Here is a 16,373-nt window from a genome sequence, read left to right as displayed (position 1 = left end):
TCGCTACGGGATCGCCGCGATGGTCGGTCGCCAGAGGGCCTAGTCTCCGCGCTGGAGCGGATAACGGACGTTGGTGACCACCAGATCGGGGCGCGAGAGCAGCGCGAGCTTGAGCCGAAACCCGGTCTGGTTGTGCAGGAGGTGGTGCCACCAGCGGGTCGGGACCGCCTCCGGGAGGATCACCATGACCATATCGTCGGTGCGCTCGTCCTGGACAGTCTGCAGGTACTCCAACAAGGGCGGAACCAGCATGCGGTAGGGCGAGGGCAGGACGATCAGGGGAATCTCTCCCGCCACCTGAGCCCACTCCTGGCGGAGCGCATCGAGCTTCTCGGGGTTCAGACCGACATGGACCGCACGCACCTCCGGCGAGAGCGAGCGGGCGTAGGCGAGCGCGGGGAGCACGCCACGGTGCACCGAGGGTACGAGCAATACGACCGTATTGACGGTCGGGGCCGCGATGGGGGAGAGCTTGGTGAGGCGGAGCTGGCTGGCGATATCGCAGTAGTGGCGGTGGATCTTGCGAAAGAGCATGACCAGCGCCGCCATGAGCAGGATGACGATCCACGCACCCTCGGTGAACTTCTCGAAGGCGATATCCAGCAGGACTAGGAAAGTTGCCACCGCGCCAATCCCATTGATCGCCGCCTTGCGCCCCCAGCCCGGGCTCTTCTCGCTCTTCCAGTGGAGCACCATCCCAGTCTGCGAGAGGGTAAAGGCCAGAAACACCCCGATGGCGTAGAGCGGGATCAGCGCATCGACACTGCCTTTCTTCACGACAATCAGCAACGCGGCAAAGACCCCCAGCATCACAATCCCATTGTTAAAGACCAGCCGGTCCCCAACATTGCTGAGCTGGCGCGGCAGGAACTTATCTTTGGAGAGAATGGATGCCAGGCGCGGGAAGTCGGCGTAGGCGGTGTTGGCCGCCAGCACGAGGATCAGGGCGGTGGCGAGCTGGGTGGCGACATAGAGAAAGGCAAACTTGCCGGTCTTGCCAAAGATCGCCCCCGAGAGCTGGTCGATCACGGCATTGGCGGTCTTGCCGTTCTCCTCCCAGTAGACCACGTGGAACTTCACCGCCAGAAACGAGATGCCCAGAAAGAGGCTCCCCAGGATCAGCCCCATCGCCAGCAGCGTGAGTGCCGCGTTCTTGGACTTATTGCCCTGAAAGGCGGGAATGCCATTGCTCACCGCCTCGGTGCCGGTCATCGCGGAGCAACCGTTGGCAAAGGCCTTCATCAGCACGACCAGCCCCAGGGTCTCCGCCGCCTTGCCCGCGCCCCACTCCTGGTTCACGTACTCTGGGTGGAACTGCCAGCCGAGAAACGGGCCCGCGATTCCCAGAAAGATCATGAGATAGCAGAGGCCAACAAAGGCGTAGGTCGGCGGCGCAAACACCGTCCCCGACTCCTTCAGCCCGCGCAGGTTGGCGTAGGTCAGCACCCCAATGGCCAGCAGGCAGTAGAGAACCAAGTGCTCGCTGATATGGGCGTGGGCGAAGAGAGGGACGTCCTTGAGGTTCTGAATCCCCGCCGCGATCGAGACCGAGACCGTAAGAACATAGTCGATCAGCAGCGCGGCGGCGGCGATCAGGCCCGGCATCGTGCCAAGGTTCTCCTTGCTCACGATGTAGCTCCCGCCGCCGCTCGGGTAGGCAAAGACTGTCTGCCAGTAGCTCATCACCACAATTCCGAGGAGCAAGACAATCAGCCCGGTGATCAGGAGCGTGTAGTGGCCGTAGGTCGCGCTCTGGCCTGCCATCCAGAGGCCAGCGCCACCCAGGGCGAGGATAATCTGCTGCGATGCATACGCCACCGACGAGATCGCATCGGAGGCGAAGACAGGGAGGGCGACCAGCTTACGAAGCAGTGTGTGCTCCGCGTGGTCTGAGGAGAGGGGAGCGCCCAGGAGGAGTCGGCGAGCGAAGCCCACGGGCGGTTGCGAGTTTCCAGTCATGTATTTGTTCCAGAGCAAAAAAAACGGAGGCCAAAAAAGGTGGGAGTCGGAAAGACAAACGCTTTCCGGCTCAACCACGCTTCTTTGGCCTCCGTCGCGACAAGACACGGTGTCCGTGCCCCTTCGTTTCGGCAACCTGAGGTTGCGCGAGCATTATTTAGTTGCTATGAAACGCACTTTACCTCCGCTTTCAGTGGGGTGCAAGCAGTCTTTTTTCTATGTTCTCCGCGAAGATATAGACCTCGACCTGCTCGGCGGCCTCGACATTGAGGTCGTAGTAGCTGCGCACCACGACGCTCCGCGCGAGGTCGGAGAGGATCGCCTCGATCTCACCGTGGTTGATGCTCCGCAGCTCGATCCGGGCGGACTTGATCAGCTTGCGGCCCTCGTCGGAGACTGCCAGATGCGCCTCGGTGGGGGTGAAGATCCCGCTGGAGCGCACCAGGAGCAGCTCCCCGACCAGGGTCGCGCGCACATCGGTGGGGCCACGGCCCTGCTGCTCACGCTGAAACTTGACAGTCGCGCTGGCCGCTTCTGACTCCAGCTCGCCTTTGGTCTTGGGCATGGTTAGAGCGCCTCCTGAGTTGCTTGTGTACTGTTTGCCATGATGAGAAGGTCGATGGAGCGTAGCTCACGGGTCAGGCGATTGACGATACTGCCGCGCAGGAGCTCCTGCCAGTGCGAGCGGTCCGAGTGCCCCAGGACCACCTGAGTCACACTCTTCTCCCGAGCATACCGCACCAGCTCCGCCGCCACATCCGAGCCCTGGAGGGTCACGACCGGAATCTGGAGCTGGTCGGCGACCGCAAAGTCCGCCTTGAGGATCGCTTGCTCCTGCGGCCGTGGGGGCCGCGCCTCGACATAGACCGCCACCAGCTCGCCTTTCAGCCGCCGGGCGATCCGCCAGCCCCGCCGCAGGATCCGCAGCGACGACTGGGTCGGGGAGAGGCAGACCATGATCCGGTCGTGGGTGGCCCAGGGCTGGGCGATCCGACGCTCGCGCCGGTAGGTCTCTAGCTCGTCATCAACCTCTTGCGCGATCTCCCGGAGCGCGATCTCCCGCAGGGCATTGAGGTTCCCCTCCCGAAACCAGTTCTGTCGGGCCTGCGCCACTTTCTCGGGCTTGTAGATATCGCCGCGCTCCAGGCGGTTGACCAGCGCACGGGGCGTGATATCGATCATCTGGACCTCGTCGGCATCGCGTAGGACGTGGTCGGGGACGGTCTCCCGGACGCGCACTCCCGTGATCTCCAAGACCGTGTCGTTGAGGCTCTCCAGGTGCTGGACATTGAGGGTCGAGAGGACATTGATTCCTGCCGCGAGGAGCACCTCCACATCTTGCCAGCGCTTGGCGCGGGGGCTTCCGGGGACATTGGTATGGGCCAGCTCATCGACGAGAACGCACTGCGGTGGGCGGGCCAGGATCGCCTCCGTGTCCATCTCCTCAAAGGTGCTCCCCTTGTAGGCCTGCTGGCGGCGCGGGACACAGGGAAGCTCCCCGATCAGCGCCTCGGTGCCAGCGCGGCCGTGGGTCTCCAGGTAGCCAATCACCACCTCCTGGCCGCGCTCCCGCCGCCGGTTGGCCTCCGAGAGCATCTCGCAGGTCTTGCCGACACCTGCCGCGAAGCCCAGAAAGATCTTGTGCCGCCCGCGCGGCGTGCTTCCCACACCCAGGTCCATCGCTTAGGCCACCGCTCCCGCTGTCTGAACCACTGCATCGACCCAGCGGCGCAGCCCCGATGTCAGCTCCTCCACCAGTAGCTGGCCGCCCGTGGGGAGGGTGACATTCTGCCAGAGGTAGTTGGCGAGCGCCTCGCCACAGAGCGCCTCCCAAAACGTATCACCGCCAGGGAGGGGGCTTCCAAGCGCGTGCTGGCGAACCTGCTCCACCGCCGCCGCCGTGAGAGTCACCCGGCACGCACGACCCGCCCCCTCGGTTTTCTGGACACTGAAGACCTTGGTGACGCTCTGATCGGGGTGGTGCTCCAGGCCGGGGAGGCTGGCGAGGCGGTAGCCGTTGATCCCGAGGCGCTCAAACGAGAGGCTGGGCTGGGGGGCGGCATTGGCGATATGGGGCAGGTGGGGGCGCTCGCTCAGGGCCGCCTCGACCGCCTCGCGCAGCACCTCGATCGTGAAGGGCTTTCGCAGGAAGTCGGTCGCGCCTGCCCGGATCGCCTCCGATGCCAGATCGACCGTCCCAAAGGCCGTGATCATCACCACCCGCGCGTGGGGATTTCGTCGGCGCAGCTCGCGCAAGACATCGATTCCCTCCATTCCCGGCATGCGGTGATCGAGCAGGACCAGGTCCCAGCCCGCGCCCTGCCCGAACTTTTCTAGGCCCTCGATGCCGTCGCCCGCCTGCTCAACCGTGTGCCCCACATGCTCGAGGGCGAGCCGAAGCATCAGCCGGATATTGCTCTCATCGTCGATAATTAGTAGCTTTGCCATGATGTTTACTCTCGTGTTTTCTCTGTTCGGGGCAAGGTGAAGATAAAGGCACTTCCCTTGCCGACACCAGCGCTCTGGGCGGCGATCGTGCCGCCGTGCGCCTCGACAATGGCTTTGGCGAGGGAGAGGCCAAGTCCTGCCCCGCCGCGGGTGGCTCCGGGCACCTGGGTAAAGCGCCCGAAGATCTCGCTCAGATACTCCTGGGGAATCCCGCTCCCCGTGTCCGAGACCGTAACAATCACTTCCGATGGCAGCTCACGTGCCTCGAGGGTCACGGTGCCGCCGCGGGGCGTGTGCCGGATGGCGTTGCCCAGGAGGTTGGTGAGAACCCGCGTGAGCTGCCCTGTGTCTGCCCAAACCAAGGTCTCGGTTAGTGTCCCAACCGCCAGGGAGACTCCTTGTGCGCCCGCCTCCGCACGAATCCCGTCAAGCGCCGCCGTGCAGAGGGAGCGTGCGGCAACTGCCTCCAGCTGGGGTGGGCTCGCACCGCTCTCTAGCTTGGTCAGGTCCAGCAGTTCTCGCAGGAGCCGCTCCAGGCGCTCAAGATCGTCGCGCTGGGCTTGGATCAGCTGGCTCTGGGGTGCCGTGAGGGTCCCAACCGCTCCCTCCTGGAGGAGCTGGACCGAGAGGAGCAGGCTGGTCACGGGGGTTCGGAGCTCGTGCGAGGCCACACTGATGAACTCGGTCTTGAGGCGGTCTACTTCCTGAAGCGAGGTGATATCCTCCAGGACGATCACTGCGCCGAGGGGCTCGCTCTCCGTGCGCATCGGGCTGACACGGAGGCGGAAGGTCTTGTCCTTGAGCCCCACCAGCGCCGAGCTATCGTCGGGGGCGACCGTCTTGCCCTCCTGGAGCGCGGTGTCCACGGCCTGTGCCAGCCGCGCCTCGCCGAGCCGCGTGCCGAGGGGTTGCCCCAGTAGGCTCTCGGCCGCACGATTGAGGTGGACCAGCCGCCCGGCCGCATCGGTGACAATCACGGGATCGTAGAGGCTCTCCAGGGCGGCATCGTTCATGCGCTCGGCGCGGATCAGTCGTGCCTCCAGCGCCGCCCGTGCCTCGGCGAGCTTCTCGGACATGCCGTTGAAGGCCCGGGCCAGGGTGCCGATCTCATCGCTGCGGGTGAGCTCGATCCGCTGGTTGAGCCGTCCCTCGCCAACCTCCTCGGCCTGGCGAGCGAGCGAGACCAGCGGCAGGAGCGCCCCTTGAACAGCCCGACGGGCCAAGAGCACGGCGAGCACCGCCGCGCCAACAGTCGCCGCGGCCCCGAGGAGCGCGGACTGTCGCGCCTCGTGCTTGGCCTCGGCATCGGCGCGGCGCATCGCGGCGAGGTTGAGCTCCAGGATCTCCTGCGCCTTGGCACTAACCTGCTTTCGATCGCCGGTGCCCGTTCGGAGCGCGTCAAAACCGTCCCTCAGTGCCTCTGCCAGCTCCCCCTCACCGGGCTCGGTGATGTTCCCGAGCTCTTGCTGGATCGCAAACGCCGCCTCGGGGAGGCGCACGGGCTGGGCACTGAGCGCGTCTTTGGTCTGCTGCATGAGCAGGACACTCTTGACATTGGCATCCAAGACCCGGTCGATGGAGCGCCCGAGATGGAAGAAGCGCAGGACGCCGCCCGCGAGTAGCAGAAGCATCAGCCCAATCAGGAGCAAGTGGCTAAGCAAGAGCTGGCGTCGGAGGTTTTGCATGGCCTATTGTAGTCCGTCGAGGGCGAGATTGAGCGCCAGGACATTCACGCGCGGCTCCCCAAGCACTCCAAACGTCCGGCCCTCCGTGTGCTGAGCCACCAGCGCCTTGACAGACTCGAGGCTCTTGCCCCGTGCTTTTGCCACCCGCGCGGCTTGGAGGAGCGCGTTCTCGGGGGAGATGTGCGGATCGAGCCCGGAGGCGGAGCGTGTGACCGCATCCACGGGGACAGTGCCGCTGGCATCAAGCGTATTTTCGGTACGGTAGGCGCTGGTAAGGTCCGTCTGTTGGGTCCGCAGCTTGGCGCTGGTGGGGCCAAGGTTGGTGCTGCCCGAGCTCGTGCCATCGAAGCCGTTACCCGCCGCCGATGGCCTGGGGTGGAAGTACTCGGGCTTCGTGAAGTTTTGCCCGATGAGTGTTGAGCCGATGACCTTGCCGGCTTTGACAACGAGACTCCCATGTGCCTGTTTCGGAAAGGCGAGGGCCGCGACGGCTGTAACGGCGCCAGGGAAGAGAAATCCCGTCACGAGGGTGAAGAGAGCGACGCTGACAAGCGCCGGTCGGAGTTGGTTTTTCATGGGTTTATGCCAGGTGCAGCAGCACCACGAGTCGGTCGATGAGCCAGATGGCAGGGAAGGGGACAAGGAGCCCTCCGAGGCCATAGATCAGGAGGTTGCGCTGGAGTGTCTTTGCGGCGCTCATGGGCTTGTAGGCGACCCCACGGAGCGCGAGCGGGATCAGGGCGATAATGATGAGCGCGTTGAAGATGACGCTCGCCAGGATCGCAGACTGCGGGTTGGTGAGGTGGAGGATATTGAGTCTTTCTAGCTCCGGGTAGGTTGCCACGAACATCGCAGGCAGGATGGCGAAGTACTTGGCGACATCGTTGGCGATAGAGAACGTGGTCAGGGCACCGCGGGTCATGAGAAGCTGCTTGCCGATCTCCACCACCTCGATGAGCTTGGTCGGGTTGGAGTCGAGGTCCACCATATTGGCGGCTTCTTTTGCCGCTTGGGTCCCCGAGTTCATCGCGACCCCCACATCGGCCTGGGCAAGGGCAGGCGCGTCGTTGGTACCGTCGCCGGTCATCGCCACTAGCTTGCCCCCTTCTTGCTCGGACTTGATCAGGGCCATCTTATCCTCGGGGGTGGCCTGGGCGAGGAAGTCATCGACTCCCGCCTCTTCGGCGATTGCCTTGGCGGTGAGCGGGTTGTCGCCGGTGATCATGATGGTCTTGATCCCCATCGCACGGAGGGCATCGAAGCGCTCCTTCATGCCGGCCTTGACCACGTCTTTTAAGTAGATCACGCCAAGTGGCTCGCCGTTCTCCGCGACCGCGAGGGGAGTCCCACCCGCCGTGGCGATCCCGCGCGAGATCACGTCGAGCTCCTCGGGGACCGTGCCGACAAGCTTCTTGATGCTGTCGGTCGCGCCTTTTCGGACGGTGTAGCTCGCCGAATCGACTCCGCTCATACGGGTCTGGGCGGTAAAGGGGACAAACTCCGCGTCGGGGAGAGCCTGGTCGGGGACACCGTACTTTTCCCGTGCGAGCTGAACAATCGAGCGCCCCTCCGGGGTCTCGTCGGCGAGGCTTGACAGATACGCGGCGCGGGCGAGCCGCTCGATTGTCACGCCAGGAATAGGGAGAAACTCAGCGGCCTGGCGGTTCCCGTAGGTGATCGTCCCGGTCTTGTCGAGGAGAAGCGTGTTCACATCGCCCGCGGCCTCGACCGCCTTGCCGCTCATCGCCAGCACATTGTGCTGCATCACACGGTCCATGCCTGCAATCCCGATAGCGGAGAGCAGCCCCCCGATTGTCGTGGGGATCAGGCAGACCAGAAGCGCGATCAGGACCGTGATGGTCGGCACCTGGCCCTGGCCTGCCGAGCGCACCGAGTAGTGGGCGAGCGGCTGCAAGGTCACCACGGCGAGCAGAAAGACAATTGTCAGGCCCGCCAAGAGGATCGAGAGCGCGATCTCATTGGGGGTCTTTTGGCGCTGTGCCCCCTCGACCAGAGCGATCATCCGGTCGATAAAGCCCTCGCCAGGATTGACACTGATCTGGACCACAATCCGGTCGGACAGGACCCGCGTCCCCCCGGTCACGGCATCTCTATCGCCGCCGGACTCCCGAATAACCGGCGCGGACTCCCCCGTGATCGCCGACTCATCGACACTGGCGATTCCTTCCATGACAATACCATCGCCGGGGATCAGATCGCCCGCCTCACAGACCACAAGATCGCCCTTGCGTAGCTCTGTGGCGTTGACCTTGGACTCCTTGCCCCCGGTGAGCTTGCGTGCGCTGGTCTGTGTCTTGGTCTTTCGGAGCGAGTCGGCCTGGGCCTTGCCGCGCCCTTCGGCCATCGCCTCGGCGAAGTTGGCAAAGAGGACGGTAAACCAGAGCCAGAGCGAGACCTGGCCGGTGAAGGCGGGGTTCCCGGAATGCGTGACCAGCTCCTTGATAAAGTAGAGAGTGGAGAGAGCACTGCCAAGCTCCACGACGAACATCACGGGATTCTTTGCCACGAGGCGCGGGTTGAGCTTGATAAGAGCCTCGCGGAGCGCAGCTCGCACGATGGTCGGATCGAGCAGCGAGGATTTCTTTGTAGACATGAGCTAAAACGCCTTTCCTGCCTGCCACTGGAAGTGCTCCACGATTGGCCCCAGGGCAAGTGCCGGGAGATAGGTGAGAGCACCGACAATCACCACCACTCCGATCAAGAGCGCCGTGAATGTCCCACCATCGGTAGGAAATGTCCCCGAGGTTGCGGGCGTGAGCTTCTTTTTCGCAAGGCTTCCCGCCATCGCAAGCAGGGGGACAATCATCAAAAAGCGCCCGGCGAGCATCGCGACTCCCAAGGTCACGTTCCACGCGGGGGAGTTTGCCGTCAGCCCCGCAAACGCCGAGCCATTGTTGCCGGTCGCCGATGTGTAGGCATAGAGAACTTCACTGAGGCCGTGTGCCCCGGCGTTGTTGGTCGTGCTAGAGAGCGCCGAGACACTCACGCCCACTGCGGTAAAGAGCAATGTGGACGCGGCGAGCACCAAGGTCGCCAGCATCGCCATCTTGACCTCATACTGCTCGATCTTCTTGCCCAGGTACTCGGGGGTGCGTCCCACCATCAGTCCCGCGATAAACACCGCAAGCACCGCGAACATCAGCATCCCATAGAGCCCCGCCCCGACTCCACCAAAGACCACCTCGCCGAGCTGGATATTGACCAAGGGCACGAGGCCTCCCAGCGGCGTAAAGGAGTCGTGCATCGCATTGACCGCCCCACACGATGCATCGGTGGTGACCACGGCAAAGAGCGCCGAGCCGACAATCCCAAAGCGCGTCTCTTTCCCCTCTAGGTTGTTTCCCGCCGCCTCTGCTCCGTAGCAGGCCACGACGCCCACAAGAAAGAGTGCCGCCATCGCCCCAAAGAGCGCCCAGCCCTGCCGGGTGTTGCCGACAAGCCTGCCAAAGGTGTAGGTGAGGCCTGCCGGGATCAGAAAGATCGAGAGCATCTGGACAAAGTTGGTGAGCGGAGTCGGGTTCTCGTAGGGATGCGCCGAGTTGGCGTTGAAGAAGCCGCCCCCGTTGGTCCCCAGCATCTTGATGCACTCCTGCGATGCCACCGGGCCCTGTGCTAGTGTCTGCGCCGTGCCCTCCAGCGTGGTCACTTTTGTGTAGGCATCGAAGTTTTGTGGCACGCCCTGGCTGACCAGAAACAGCGCGTAGACAAAGCACCCAGGCAAGAGCACACAGAGAGTCGCTCGGGTCACGTCCACCCAGAACGAGCCCAGCCCTACCGTCTGGCGGCGTGCAAAACCTCGCACCAGCGCTAGCGCAACCGCGATCCCTGCCGCAGCGCTCATCCAGTTGTGGATCGCCAGCGCGACCATATTGGAGAAGTAGGAGACCGTCGCCTCCGGCACGTAGCTCTGCCAGTTGGTGTTGGTCGTAAAGCTCGCGGCGGTGTTGAAGGCGAGATCGGGTGTCATCTCCTTCCCCGAGAATCCCTGCGGGTTCAGGGGCAGTTGGCCTTGCAGGCGTAGCAGGGCGTAGGTGAAAAGCATGCCTATCGCGCTGAACACAAGCAACGCTTGGCTATAGGTCTGCCACGGCATCTCCTCATCGTCGCGCACGCCCAGTAGCTGGTACCAGCGCCTCTCCACCGGCTTGAGCCAAGTCACCTCGCCCGAGAATACCCGCGCCATGTAGGCACCGACGGGCTTTGTGAGAGCGAGCAGGACCAGGCAGTACAGCGCTATCTGAAGCGCTCCATGGGGTGTCATTAGAACTTCTCCGGTCGTAGCAGTGCATAGAGCAGATAGCCCAGCAGGAGCACTGCGATCCCGCCGGTGATCAGATAATCAAGCATCTCAGAGCCTCTCGCAGCCCCGGATGTAGAGGCCACAGAGCGCGAACGCGCCAAGGGTCAGCAGCACATAGACAAGATCCATCGGTCTTTCTTTCATGGACGGTAAACGTCCGGGATAAAAACAAAAAAGAGGCCAGAGTGATCGCTGATTGATTCAGCGAAAACTCTGGCCTCCCTCACGACTTGGCTTCTGAATTCTCAGTAGCCCCTTCGATTCGGCAACCTTCGTTGTCCGTAGCGTTATGTAGTTGGATTTTATGCTATCGCTAATTTTTGCGTTGTCAAGGCTATCCAGCGGTATAATTTTCCTATGGCAAGGAAGCAAGTGTTTTTGGGAGCGGCGCTCGCCGGTGGCCTCGCGCTGGCGGCAAGCGTGCCGGCGCGACCACAGAACTCCCCGGCGGAGCGGGGGCCGGGGGGGCTAGAGCAGACATTTACCAAAGAGCTCTGGCCGGTGCTGACGGGCCAGTGCGCCCCGTGCCACGGGAAGAAGAACCCGTCGCAGCTGCTCCTGCCCGCCGACTCCCACACCGCCTTTCTCAAGCTTGTCGCCGAGGGGCAGTTCGACCCGGACAACCACTCCAGCATTGTCTACCGTGTGACCACCACTGATAAGAACATCATCATGCCGCCGCAGGGGATGCACAAGCTCACGGTGGCGCAGATCACGGCCTTCGACCACTTCGCCGAGGGGGTGCGTGCCCAGCAGGCGCTCTCGGGGAAGAAGCCCGATGAGCAGTTCCCACCGTACCTGACCCTGCCGTTTACTGGGGCGAAGAAGCCGACTTTTGACAACACCTTTCTGACCTTTCGCCAGCTCCGCGGCAAGACAAAGGCGATCTTTGCCGACGATGGCGAGCGGGAGGACCGGAACCTCTTCTTGGACAATGCCGCGCTCTTTGGCGGGGCGGACTTTGTGAAGCGCTTCGACGAGAGCGCGAAGGCTTCTCCTACTTTTCTCAGTGGTGTCGAGCTGGTGGCGCGGGAGCTGGCGAGTAAGGCCTATCTCAACCGAACTGGGCCGTTTGTGGGCTTCACGGAGCAGACAAGCGAGCGTGAGGGAATCACGCGGCTCTGGAAAAAGCTCCTCTTCCGGGACCCGACCGCGCCGGAGCTGGCCGAGGCGCAGGCGTTTTTGAAGAGTGTTCGGGACTCCGAGGCGAGCCTGCGCCAGACCGCCCCGAGTGATCTCCGCTTCTCCCTGACCGTCTCCGATGAGCGCGGGCAGCACGTCACCCGGGAGGTCGGGGTGGCGGTGCGGGGCGATGACCATGCGCTCACGACGCTCTATGTCGATCAGGAAGCGGAGGAGCAGCCGGAGAAGTACCTTGGGAGCTTTACACTGGCCCCAGGCGATATGGGCCAAAAGGTGATTATCAGCAACGCGGAGAGCTACGGCAATGTGAGCGTGGTCGGGGTGCGGATCAAGGGCGCAGAGCTTGATAAGACCCTCAAGGTGGGGGAGCCGGGCGTGCTGATCGAGGGTGCGTGGAAGCTGAGTGGCGCGAGCGCGGAAGACAATAGCGAGAATAAAGGCGCTTCGCAGATCACCTTCCCTCTGGAGGTTCTAAAGCCTGGCAAGTACGAGGTTACGTTTCTCTGGAAGCGCGCCGCGGCGCCGAAGGCAGGCAAGCGGCCCGCCGGGAAGAATCTCGCCCCAAGCACCCTCTGCCGCGATCTCTGTGTGCAGGTGGTGAGCCGTGACTCCGTCAGCGCGATTGCCACACCGCCCGCGCCGCCGGTGCCGCCCAAGGGCGAGGCGCACTTTTGGATCGACCAGAGTATCGACAACCGCGCCCATGCCGACCTGAAGTCGTCGTTTGTGTTTGGCACGGAGGGCGGCATTGAGATTCGCAACGACGGCACCGCCAAGCGCGTGGTCGCCGATGCGGTGCGGCTCTTTGTTCCAGGGAGCGAGACACCGATCTTGCTACGGGCGGGGAAGGCGAAGAACAAGGAGCAGTGGGGCAAGTTCCCTGCGGAGAGCTTCAACCCCTACAACACGGTCGGGCCGGACCTCCTGCAAGACCTGGCCAGCGACGGCTCCAAGAAGCCGCTGAGCCTCTTTTTTACGCCACCGTCGGGCGAGGGCTACGACCCGCAGCGCGCCTACCGTCCGGCGATTGTCTACCCCGGAAAGGCCGACAACGAGACCCGGGTTCCCATCGTGGTGAAGGCCCAGGCCTCCTCGCCGATCGTTCAGGTCAGTACACCCCTCGTGGCCCAGGCAGGGGCGGCGATCACGTTGGATGCATCGTCGTCGTACAACATCCAGGGGAGTAAGCTGACATTCCGCTGGACCCAGATCGGCGGGCCACGGGTGGCACTCGCTGACCCGACACAGCCCAAGCTGACGATGAAGACCACCCGCCTGTCGGCACAACAGGCAGCGTGGGAAGGGCTCTGCCGCGCGCTCATGGCCCACCCGGACTTTCTCTTTACACGCCCCCGCTCCCTCGCCACCATGACCGATCCCAAGACCCGCAAGCGCCTCCAGCTCGTCAAGCTCGCTCAGGATTTAGTGGGGCGCACACCCAGCGAGACCGAGCTGGCCCAGTGCGAGGCGGGTATCCCCTTGGAGAAGCTGGTCGATGGGTATCTTGCGTCCAAGGAGTTTACCGATTTCTACTTCCACCGGACGCGCCTCTATATCGAGAGCCACGGAACCCCCGAGCAGGACGAGCCCGCGCGCCTCTGGACCTACCTCGCCCTGCAAAACCGCCCGTTTCAGGAGCTCCTGACCGCGGACTACACCGTGGATACGGCGTTTCAGAAGCAAAAGCGCCCGGCCTACTTCGGCAAGACCGGGGTCTTGACCATGCGTGGGTTTATCCAGGGAAAGCCGAGCCTGCCGCACTTCAACTACTCCGCGCAGGTCTGTGAGAAGTTCTTGGGCTATGTCTTTGAGGTGCCCGATGAGATTGTCACAGCGCGCCAGGGGATCACGGCATCGGCGACCACGGACCCGAAGTCGGTCTGCTATACGTGTCACAAAGTCCTGACGCCGCTGGCCTACCAGAGAGCGCACTGGGACGACGAGGGCAACTACCGGGCGCACGATGAGTATGGGCTCCCGATCGATAGCTCGGACCGCGACGAAGTAGCGGCCTACCCGTTCAAGGGCGAGGGGATAGAGGCGTTTGCCACCCAGGCGGCCCAGAAAGAGCGCTTCCTGAGGACAATTCTCCAGACCCACTTTGTCTGGTACTTTGGTCGCGAGCTCCGCGCCGAGACCGACGAGCGCGGTCTGTACCAGCGTCTCTGGGGCGCGATGGCAAAGAGCAACTACGCCCTCAAGCCCCTGGTCAAGGCGCTGGTTCTCACCCCAGAGTACCTCAATGGTACGGTGAGCGCCCCGCTCGCTCCAGACCCAAAGAAAAAACGCCTCGCACAGCTTTCCGCCCTTCATCAGCGCATGGGAGTAAAATAAAATCATGCCCTCCACGACCTCTGAGCCTGAGCTAGACACCACCCGTCCCTTCCGCATCCGCTGGACCCGCACCGACTGCGAGCGCTTCGAGCGCGATGGCCTGCTCACGCCCGGTAAGTACGAGCTGATCGAAGGAGACATTCTCAGAAAAATGCCCCAGAAACGTCCCCATGCCATTGCCCTGAGCCTGACGTGTATCTGCCTCCGCCAAGTCTTTGGTGATCTCTATGTTGAGGGCCCCGTTGCGATTAATGTTGCACCTGAAGACAACCCGACCAGCGAACCTGAACCTGATTTGATTGTTCTCTCCCGTCCACTCACTGCGTTCTCTGAGACGAATCCACGCCCCGAAGACATTCGCCTCCTCATCGAAGTCTCGGATGCGACGCGCTACTTTGACCGCGGCATCAAGGCGAATCTCTACGCTCGGGCCGGGATTGTGGAATACTGGTCCTTAGATCTGGTGCAGCGCACGCTGCATGTGCACCGTGAACCCAGCGAGGGCAAGTACCAGAGGGTGAGCGTGTATCAGGAAAACGAGACTATCGCGCCTCTCGCCGCAGTGGGCCAGACAATCTTGGTGAGTGCGCTTTTGCCACCTCGCACAACGGAGTGAACCACTTTGGGCAAGATTCGTCCAGGAAAGCAATCATGAGCGACTATCACGACATCGAAGAGGGGGCCGTGGAGTTTTCGGAGTGCCCGGAGCTGGGCCCTTCGGTTCTAGACACGGAGCTGCCCAAGCCGACGGTGAACCCGTGGGCCGTGACCCGGCGGGATTTTCTCCGGCGAGGCGCGACTGCCGGGCTCACCCTCGGAGCGGCAGACTTTCTAGGGTACTTGCTCAAGCACGGCGATCCCAACCAAGGCGCGGCGCTGGCGGCGAGCCTGGAGGCCAAGGCGGCGGAGGGGGCCGATCCCCACTACCTGATCTACTGGTTTGTCGAGGGCGGCTGGGAGAGCTACGACATGTTCTCGCCGCTCGATACCGACAACAACATCTTCCCCAAGACCCGCCTCCCCTTTGAGAAGACCAGCCAGGAGCGCTACCGGGTCCTCGACTTCAACAAACCGGGCTACCGCGTGGACAACCAGTGGAACGGGAAGATCAACTACGGCTACCTCGCCGAGGCAGGCAAGAGCCTCTTCCCCGAGATGGCGGTGTTGTCGTCGATGCACACCGGCCAGTTCCACTCGGGCGAGCGCCTAAAGGCCCACATGGGCAGCTACGACCTGCGGCTCCAGGCCGACCGGGAGCCCGATGAGCGCAGCGTGATGCAGGCCTTTGCGGAGGTCTACGGCCAATCCTACGCGCTCCCGAATCTCTCCTGGCACTGGTGGCTCAGCGACGGGGAGCTCAATGAGGTGCAGTACACGGGGCGCAAGGGCTACTACCACGCACTCGGACCGGCCCATGCCCACACGATCTATGCGGGAACTCCAGCCAACCTGAGGGACTTCTTGTTGCGGATGCAGGGCAGCGCCAGCGATGTGGTCAACCGGCAGATCGAAAAGTTCCTGGACAACGCCCACGCGGGGCTCCGTAAAGACGCGGAGATGGAGACGATCAAGAGCTACAACTCGGCGCGGCAGATCTACGGTGCGCTGGCGAGCAAGGGGAAGAAGCTGGACCGTGGGGCGCTCTCGCGCCTCTTCACCGACCCGGTGCTGAAGGAGAAGTTCAAGGTCAAGCCGGTCGATGAGCTCATCACCTACCGCTCGGTCAATGGGAACAAGGCACGCACCAAGTTCTGCCCGGCGACTAATGTCCAGGCAATGATGACCTATGAGCTGATGCGCGAGAACCTCTCCTGCTCGTACTTTATCGAGACCCGTGATATCCGGCACTTCGACTCCCACCACAACCGCAAGAGCCTCTGGGCGGCGGATGGGGTGACTCCCAAGGGCCAGCCAGACCAGACCACGGGGCTGAAAGAGGAGCTCTGGGAGCCGCTCTTGACCCTGGTGGAGCTGCTCAAGAACACGCCGCATAAAGTGACCGGGAAGCCGATCTGGGACTACACGACTATCGTGCTGACCAGCGAGTTCGGGCGCTCGATCCACGGCGATGTCGATGACATCATCAAGTCCAACCTGCCGCTCTCCGAGAAGAAACAGAAGATCGACGGGCAAGATATCTCGGAGCACTGGTTTGTGACCAGCGCGGCGTTCCTTGGGCCCAAGGTCAAGGGCGGCACACAGTGGGGCCGCGTGGGCACCAAGACCATGCAGGCGATTCCGCTCCTGCCCGACGGCTCCCTCCACCCCGATTTCCATCCGGTGACGGGCGAAGGCCCCGTGGGCTGGAACGACAAGTCCAGCGCTCGCTACAGCCTCGCCAAGGAGACGGAGTACCGCAACGCCATTCCCAACCACGGCGATGTCTACGCCACCGCGCTCTATCTCTGCGACATTCCCAAGCGTAGCCAGACCGGCCGCAACGACCGCAACCCGCTGACCTACATCAAGAAGTCCGTGTGAGA

The 16,373-nt window shown here is 63.1% G+C and carries 12 protein-coding genes; 3 read left to right on the top strand and 9 right to left on the bottom strand.

Annotated elements, in window-relative coordinates; translation table 11 throughout:
- Positions 1 to 39 precede the first annotated feature (39 nt).
- The 9 genes from HNQ39_RS19970 to kdpF form a co-directional block, all read right to left on the bottom strand.
- Positions 40 to 1,959: an APC family permease gene (locus HNQ39_RS19970; RefSeq protein WP_184200844.1), complete on the bottom strand. Its 1,920-nt coding sequence runs from the start codon at positions 1,957 to 1,959 to the stop codon at positions 40 to 42.
- A 190-nt stretch (positions 1,960 to 2,149) separates the two neighbouring features.
- Entirely contained in the window at positions 2,150 to 2,524 is a 375-nt protein-coding gene (locus tag HNQ39_RS19965) for a Na-translocating system protein MpsC family protein (RefSeq protein WP_184200840.1), read from the bottom strand.
- Positions 2,525 to 2,526: 2 nt separating this feature from the next.
- The gene (locus HNQ39_RS19960) at positions 2,527 to 3,639 is read right to left on the bottom strand and encodes a universal stress protein (protein WP_184200837.1); all 1,113 of its coding nucleotides are present in this window, start codon (positions 3,637 to 3,639) and stop codon (positions 2,527 to 2,529) included.
- Between the two features lie 3 nt (positions 3,640 to 3,642).
- A complete protein-coding gene (locus HNQ39_RS19955) occupies positions 3,643 to 4,407 on the bottom strand; it encodes a sigma-54-dependent transcriptional regulator (RefSeq protein ID WP_184200834.1) in 765 nt (254 codons plus the stop codon).
- 5 nt (positions 4,408 to 4,412) lie between these two features.
- The gene (locus HNQ39_RS19950) at positions 4,413 to 6,092 is read right to left on the bottom strand and encodes a sensor histidine kinase (protein ID WP_184200831.1); all 1,680 of its coding nucleotides are present in this window, start codon (positions 6,090 to 6,092) and stop codon (positions 4,413 to 4,415) included.
- Positions 6,093 to 6,095: 3 nt separating this feature from the next.
- A complete protein-coding gene (gene kdpC, locus HNQ39_RS19945; protein ID WP_184200828.1) occupies positions 6,096 to 6,668 on the bottom strand; it encodes a potassium-transporting ATPase subunit KdpC in 573 nt (190 codons plus the stop codon).
- 4 nt (positions 6,669 to 6,672) lie between these two features.
- Positions 6,673 to 8,706 carry a potassium-transporting ATPase subunit KdpB gene (gene kdpB, locus HNQ39_RS19940; protein ID WP_184200825.1) on the bottom strand — a complete coding sequence of 678 codons (2,034 nt, stop codon included), beginning with the start codon at positions 8,704 to 8,706 and terminating at the stop codon, positions 6,673 to 6,675.
- Between the two features lie 3 nt (positions 8,707 to 8,709).
- Entirely contained in the window at positions 8,710 to 10,374 is a 1,665-nt protein-coding gene (kdpA, locus tag HNQ39_RS19935) for a potassium-transporting ATPase subunit KdpA (RefSeq protein ID WP_184200822.1), read from the bottom strand.
- On the bottom strand, positions 10,374 to 10,460 hold the full coding sequence (gene kdpF, locus HNQ39_RS30860) for a K(+)-transporting ATPase subunit F (RefSeq protein WP_184202641.1): 87 nt from the start codon (positions 10,458 to 10,460) through the stop codon (positions 10,374 to 10,376). Before kdpF ends, kdpA begins: the two co-directional genes overlap by 1 nt.
- Before the next feature lie 310 nt (positions 10,461 to 10,770).
- Between kdpF and HNQ39_RS19925 the strand changes: the two genes are divergently transcribed.
- Genes HNQ39_RS19925 through HNQ39_RS19915 form a run of 3 tightly spaced genes read left to right on the top strand, consistent with a single transcriptional unit; the run spans position 10,771 to position 16,371 of the window.
- On the top strand, positions 10,771 to 13,890 hold the full coding sequence (locus HNQ39_RS19925; RefSeq protein WP_184200819.1) for a carbohydrate-binding protein: 3,120 nt from the start codon (positions 10,771 to 10,773) through the stop codon (positions 13,888 to 13,890).
- Between the two features lie 4 nt (positions 13,891 to 13,894).
- Positions 13,895 to 14,506, top strand: a complete 612-nt coding sequence (locus HNQ39_RS19920; protein WP_184200816.1) for a Uma2 family endonuclease — start codon at positions 13,895 to 13,897, stop codon at positions 14,504 to 14,506.
- 35 nt (positions 14,507 to 14,541) lie between these two features.
- Positions 14,542 to 16,371 carry a DUF1501 domain-containing protein gene (locus tag HNQ39_RS19915; RefSeq protein ID WP_184200813.1) on the top strand — a complete coding sequence of 610 codons (1,830 nt, stop codon included), beginning with the start codon at positions 14,542 to 14,544 and terminating at the stop codon, positions 16,369 to 16,371.
- Positions 16,372 to 16,373: the final 2 nt, after the last annotated feature.

The sequence above is a fragment of the Armatimonas rosea genome (assembly GCF_014202505.1).
GTDB classification, from domain to species: domain Bacteria; phylum Armatimonadota; class Armatimonadia; order Armatimonadales; family Armatimonadaceae; genus Armatimonas; species Armatimonas rosea.
This window is presented reverse-complemented; position numbering and strand designations above follow the sequence as displayed.

Excerpts from the sequence above, each read along its gene's own strand:
- kdpF (WP_184202641.1), bottom strand. The coding sequence starts at position 10,460 with ATGCTTGATTATCTGATCACCGGCGGGATCGCAGTGCTCCTGCTGGGC.
- HNQ39_RS19960 (WP_184200837.1), bottom strand. The coding sequence starts at position 3,639 with ATGGACCTGGGTGTGGGAAGCACGCCGCGCGGGCGGCACAAGATCTTT.
- kdpB (WP_184200825.1), bottom strand. The coding sequence starts at position 8,706 with ATGTCTACAAAGAAATCCTCGCTGCTCGATCCGACCATCGTGCGAGCT.
- kdpC (WP_184200828.1), bottom strand. The coding sequence starts at position 6,668 with ATGAAAAACCAACTCCGACCGGCGCTTGTCAGCGTCGCTCTCTTCACC.
- HNQ39_RS19950 (WP_184200831.1), bottom strand. The coding sequence starts at position 6,092 with ATGCAAAACCTCCGACGCCAGCTCTTGCTTAGCCACTTGCTCCTGATT.
- HNQ39_RS19920 (WP_184200816.1), top strand. The coding sequence starts at position 13,895 with ATGCCCTCCACGACCTCTGAGCCTGAGCTAGACACCACCCGTCCCTTC.
- HNQ39_RS19915 (WP_184200813.1), top strand. The coding sequence starts at position 14,542 with ATGAGCGACTATCACGACATCGAAGAGGGGGCCGTGGAGTTTTCGGAG.
- HNQ39_RS19965 (WP_184200840.1), bottom strand. The coding sequence starts at position 2,524 with ATGCCCAAGACCAAAGGCGAGCTGGAGTCAGAAGCGGCCAGCGCGACT.
- HNQ39_RS19955 (WP_184200834.1), bottom strand. The coding sequence starts at position 4,407 with ATGGCAAAGCTACTAATTATCGACGATGAGAGCAATATCCGGCTGATG.
- HNQ39_RS19970 (WP_184200844.1), bottom strand. The coding sequence starts at position 1,959 with ATGACTGGAAACTCGCAACCGCCCGTGGGCTTCGCTCGCCGACTCCTC.
- kdpA (WP_184200822.1), bottom strand. The coding sequence starts at position 10,374 with ATGACACCCCATGGAGCGCTTCAGATAGCGCTGTACTGCCTGGTCCTG.
- HNQ39_RS19925 (WP_184200819.1), top strand. The coding sequence starts at position 10,771 with ATGGCAAGGAAGCAAGTGTTTTTGGGAGCGGCGCTCGCCGGTGGCCTC.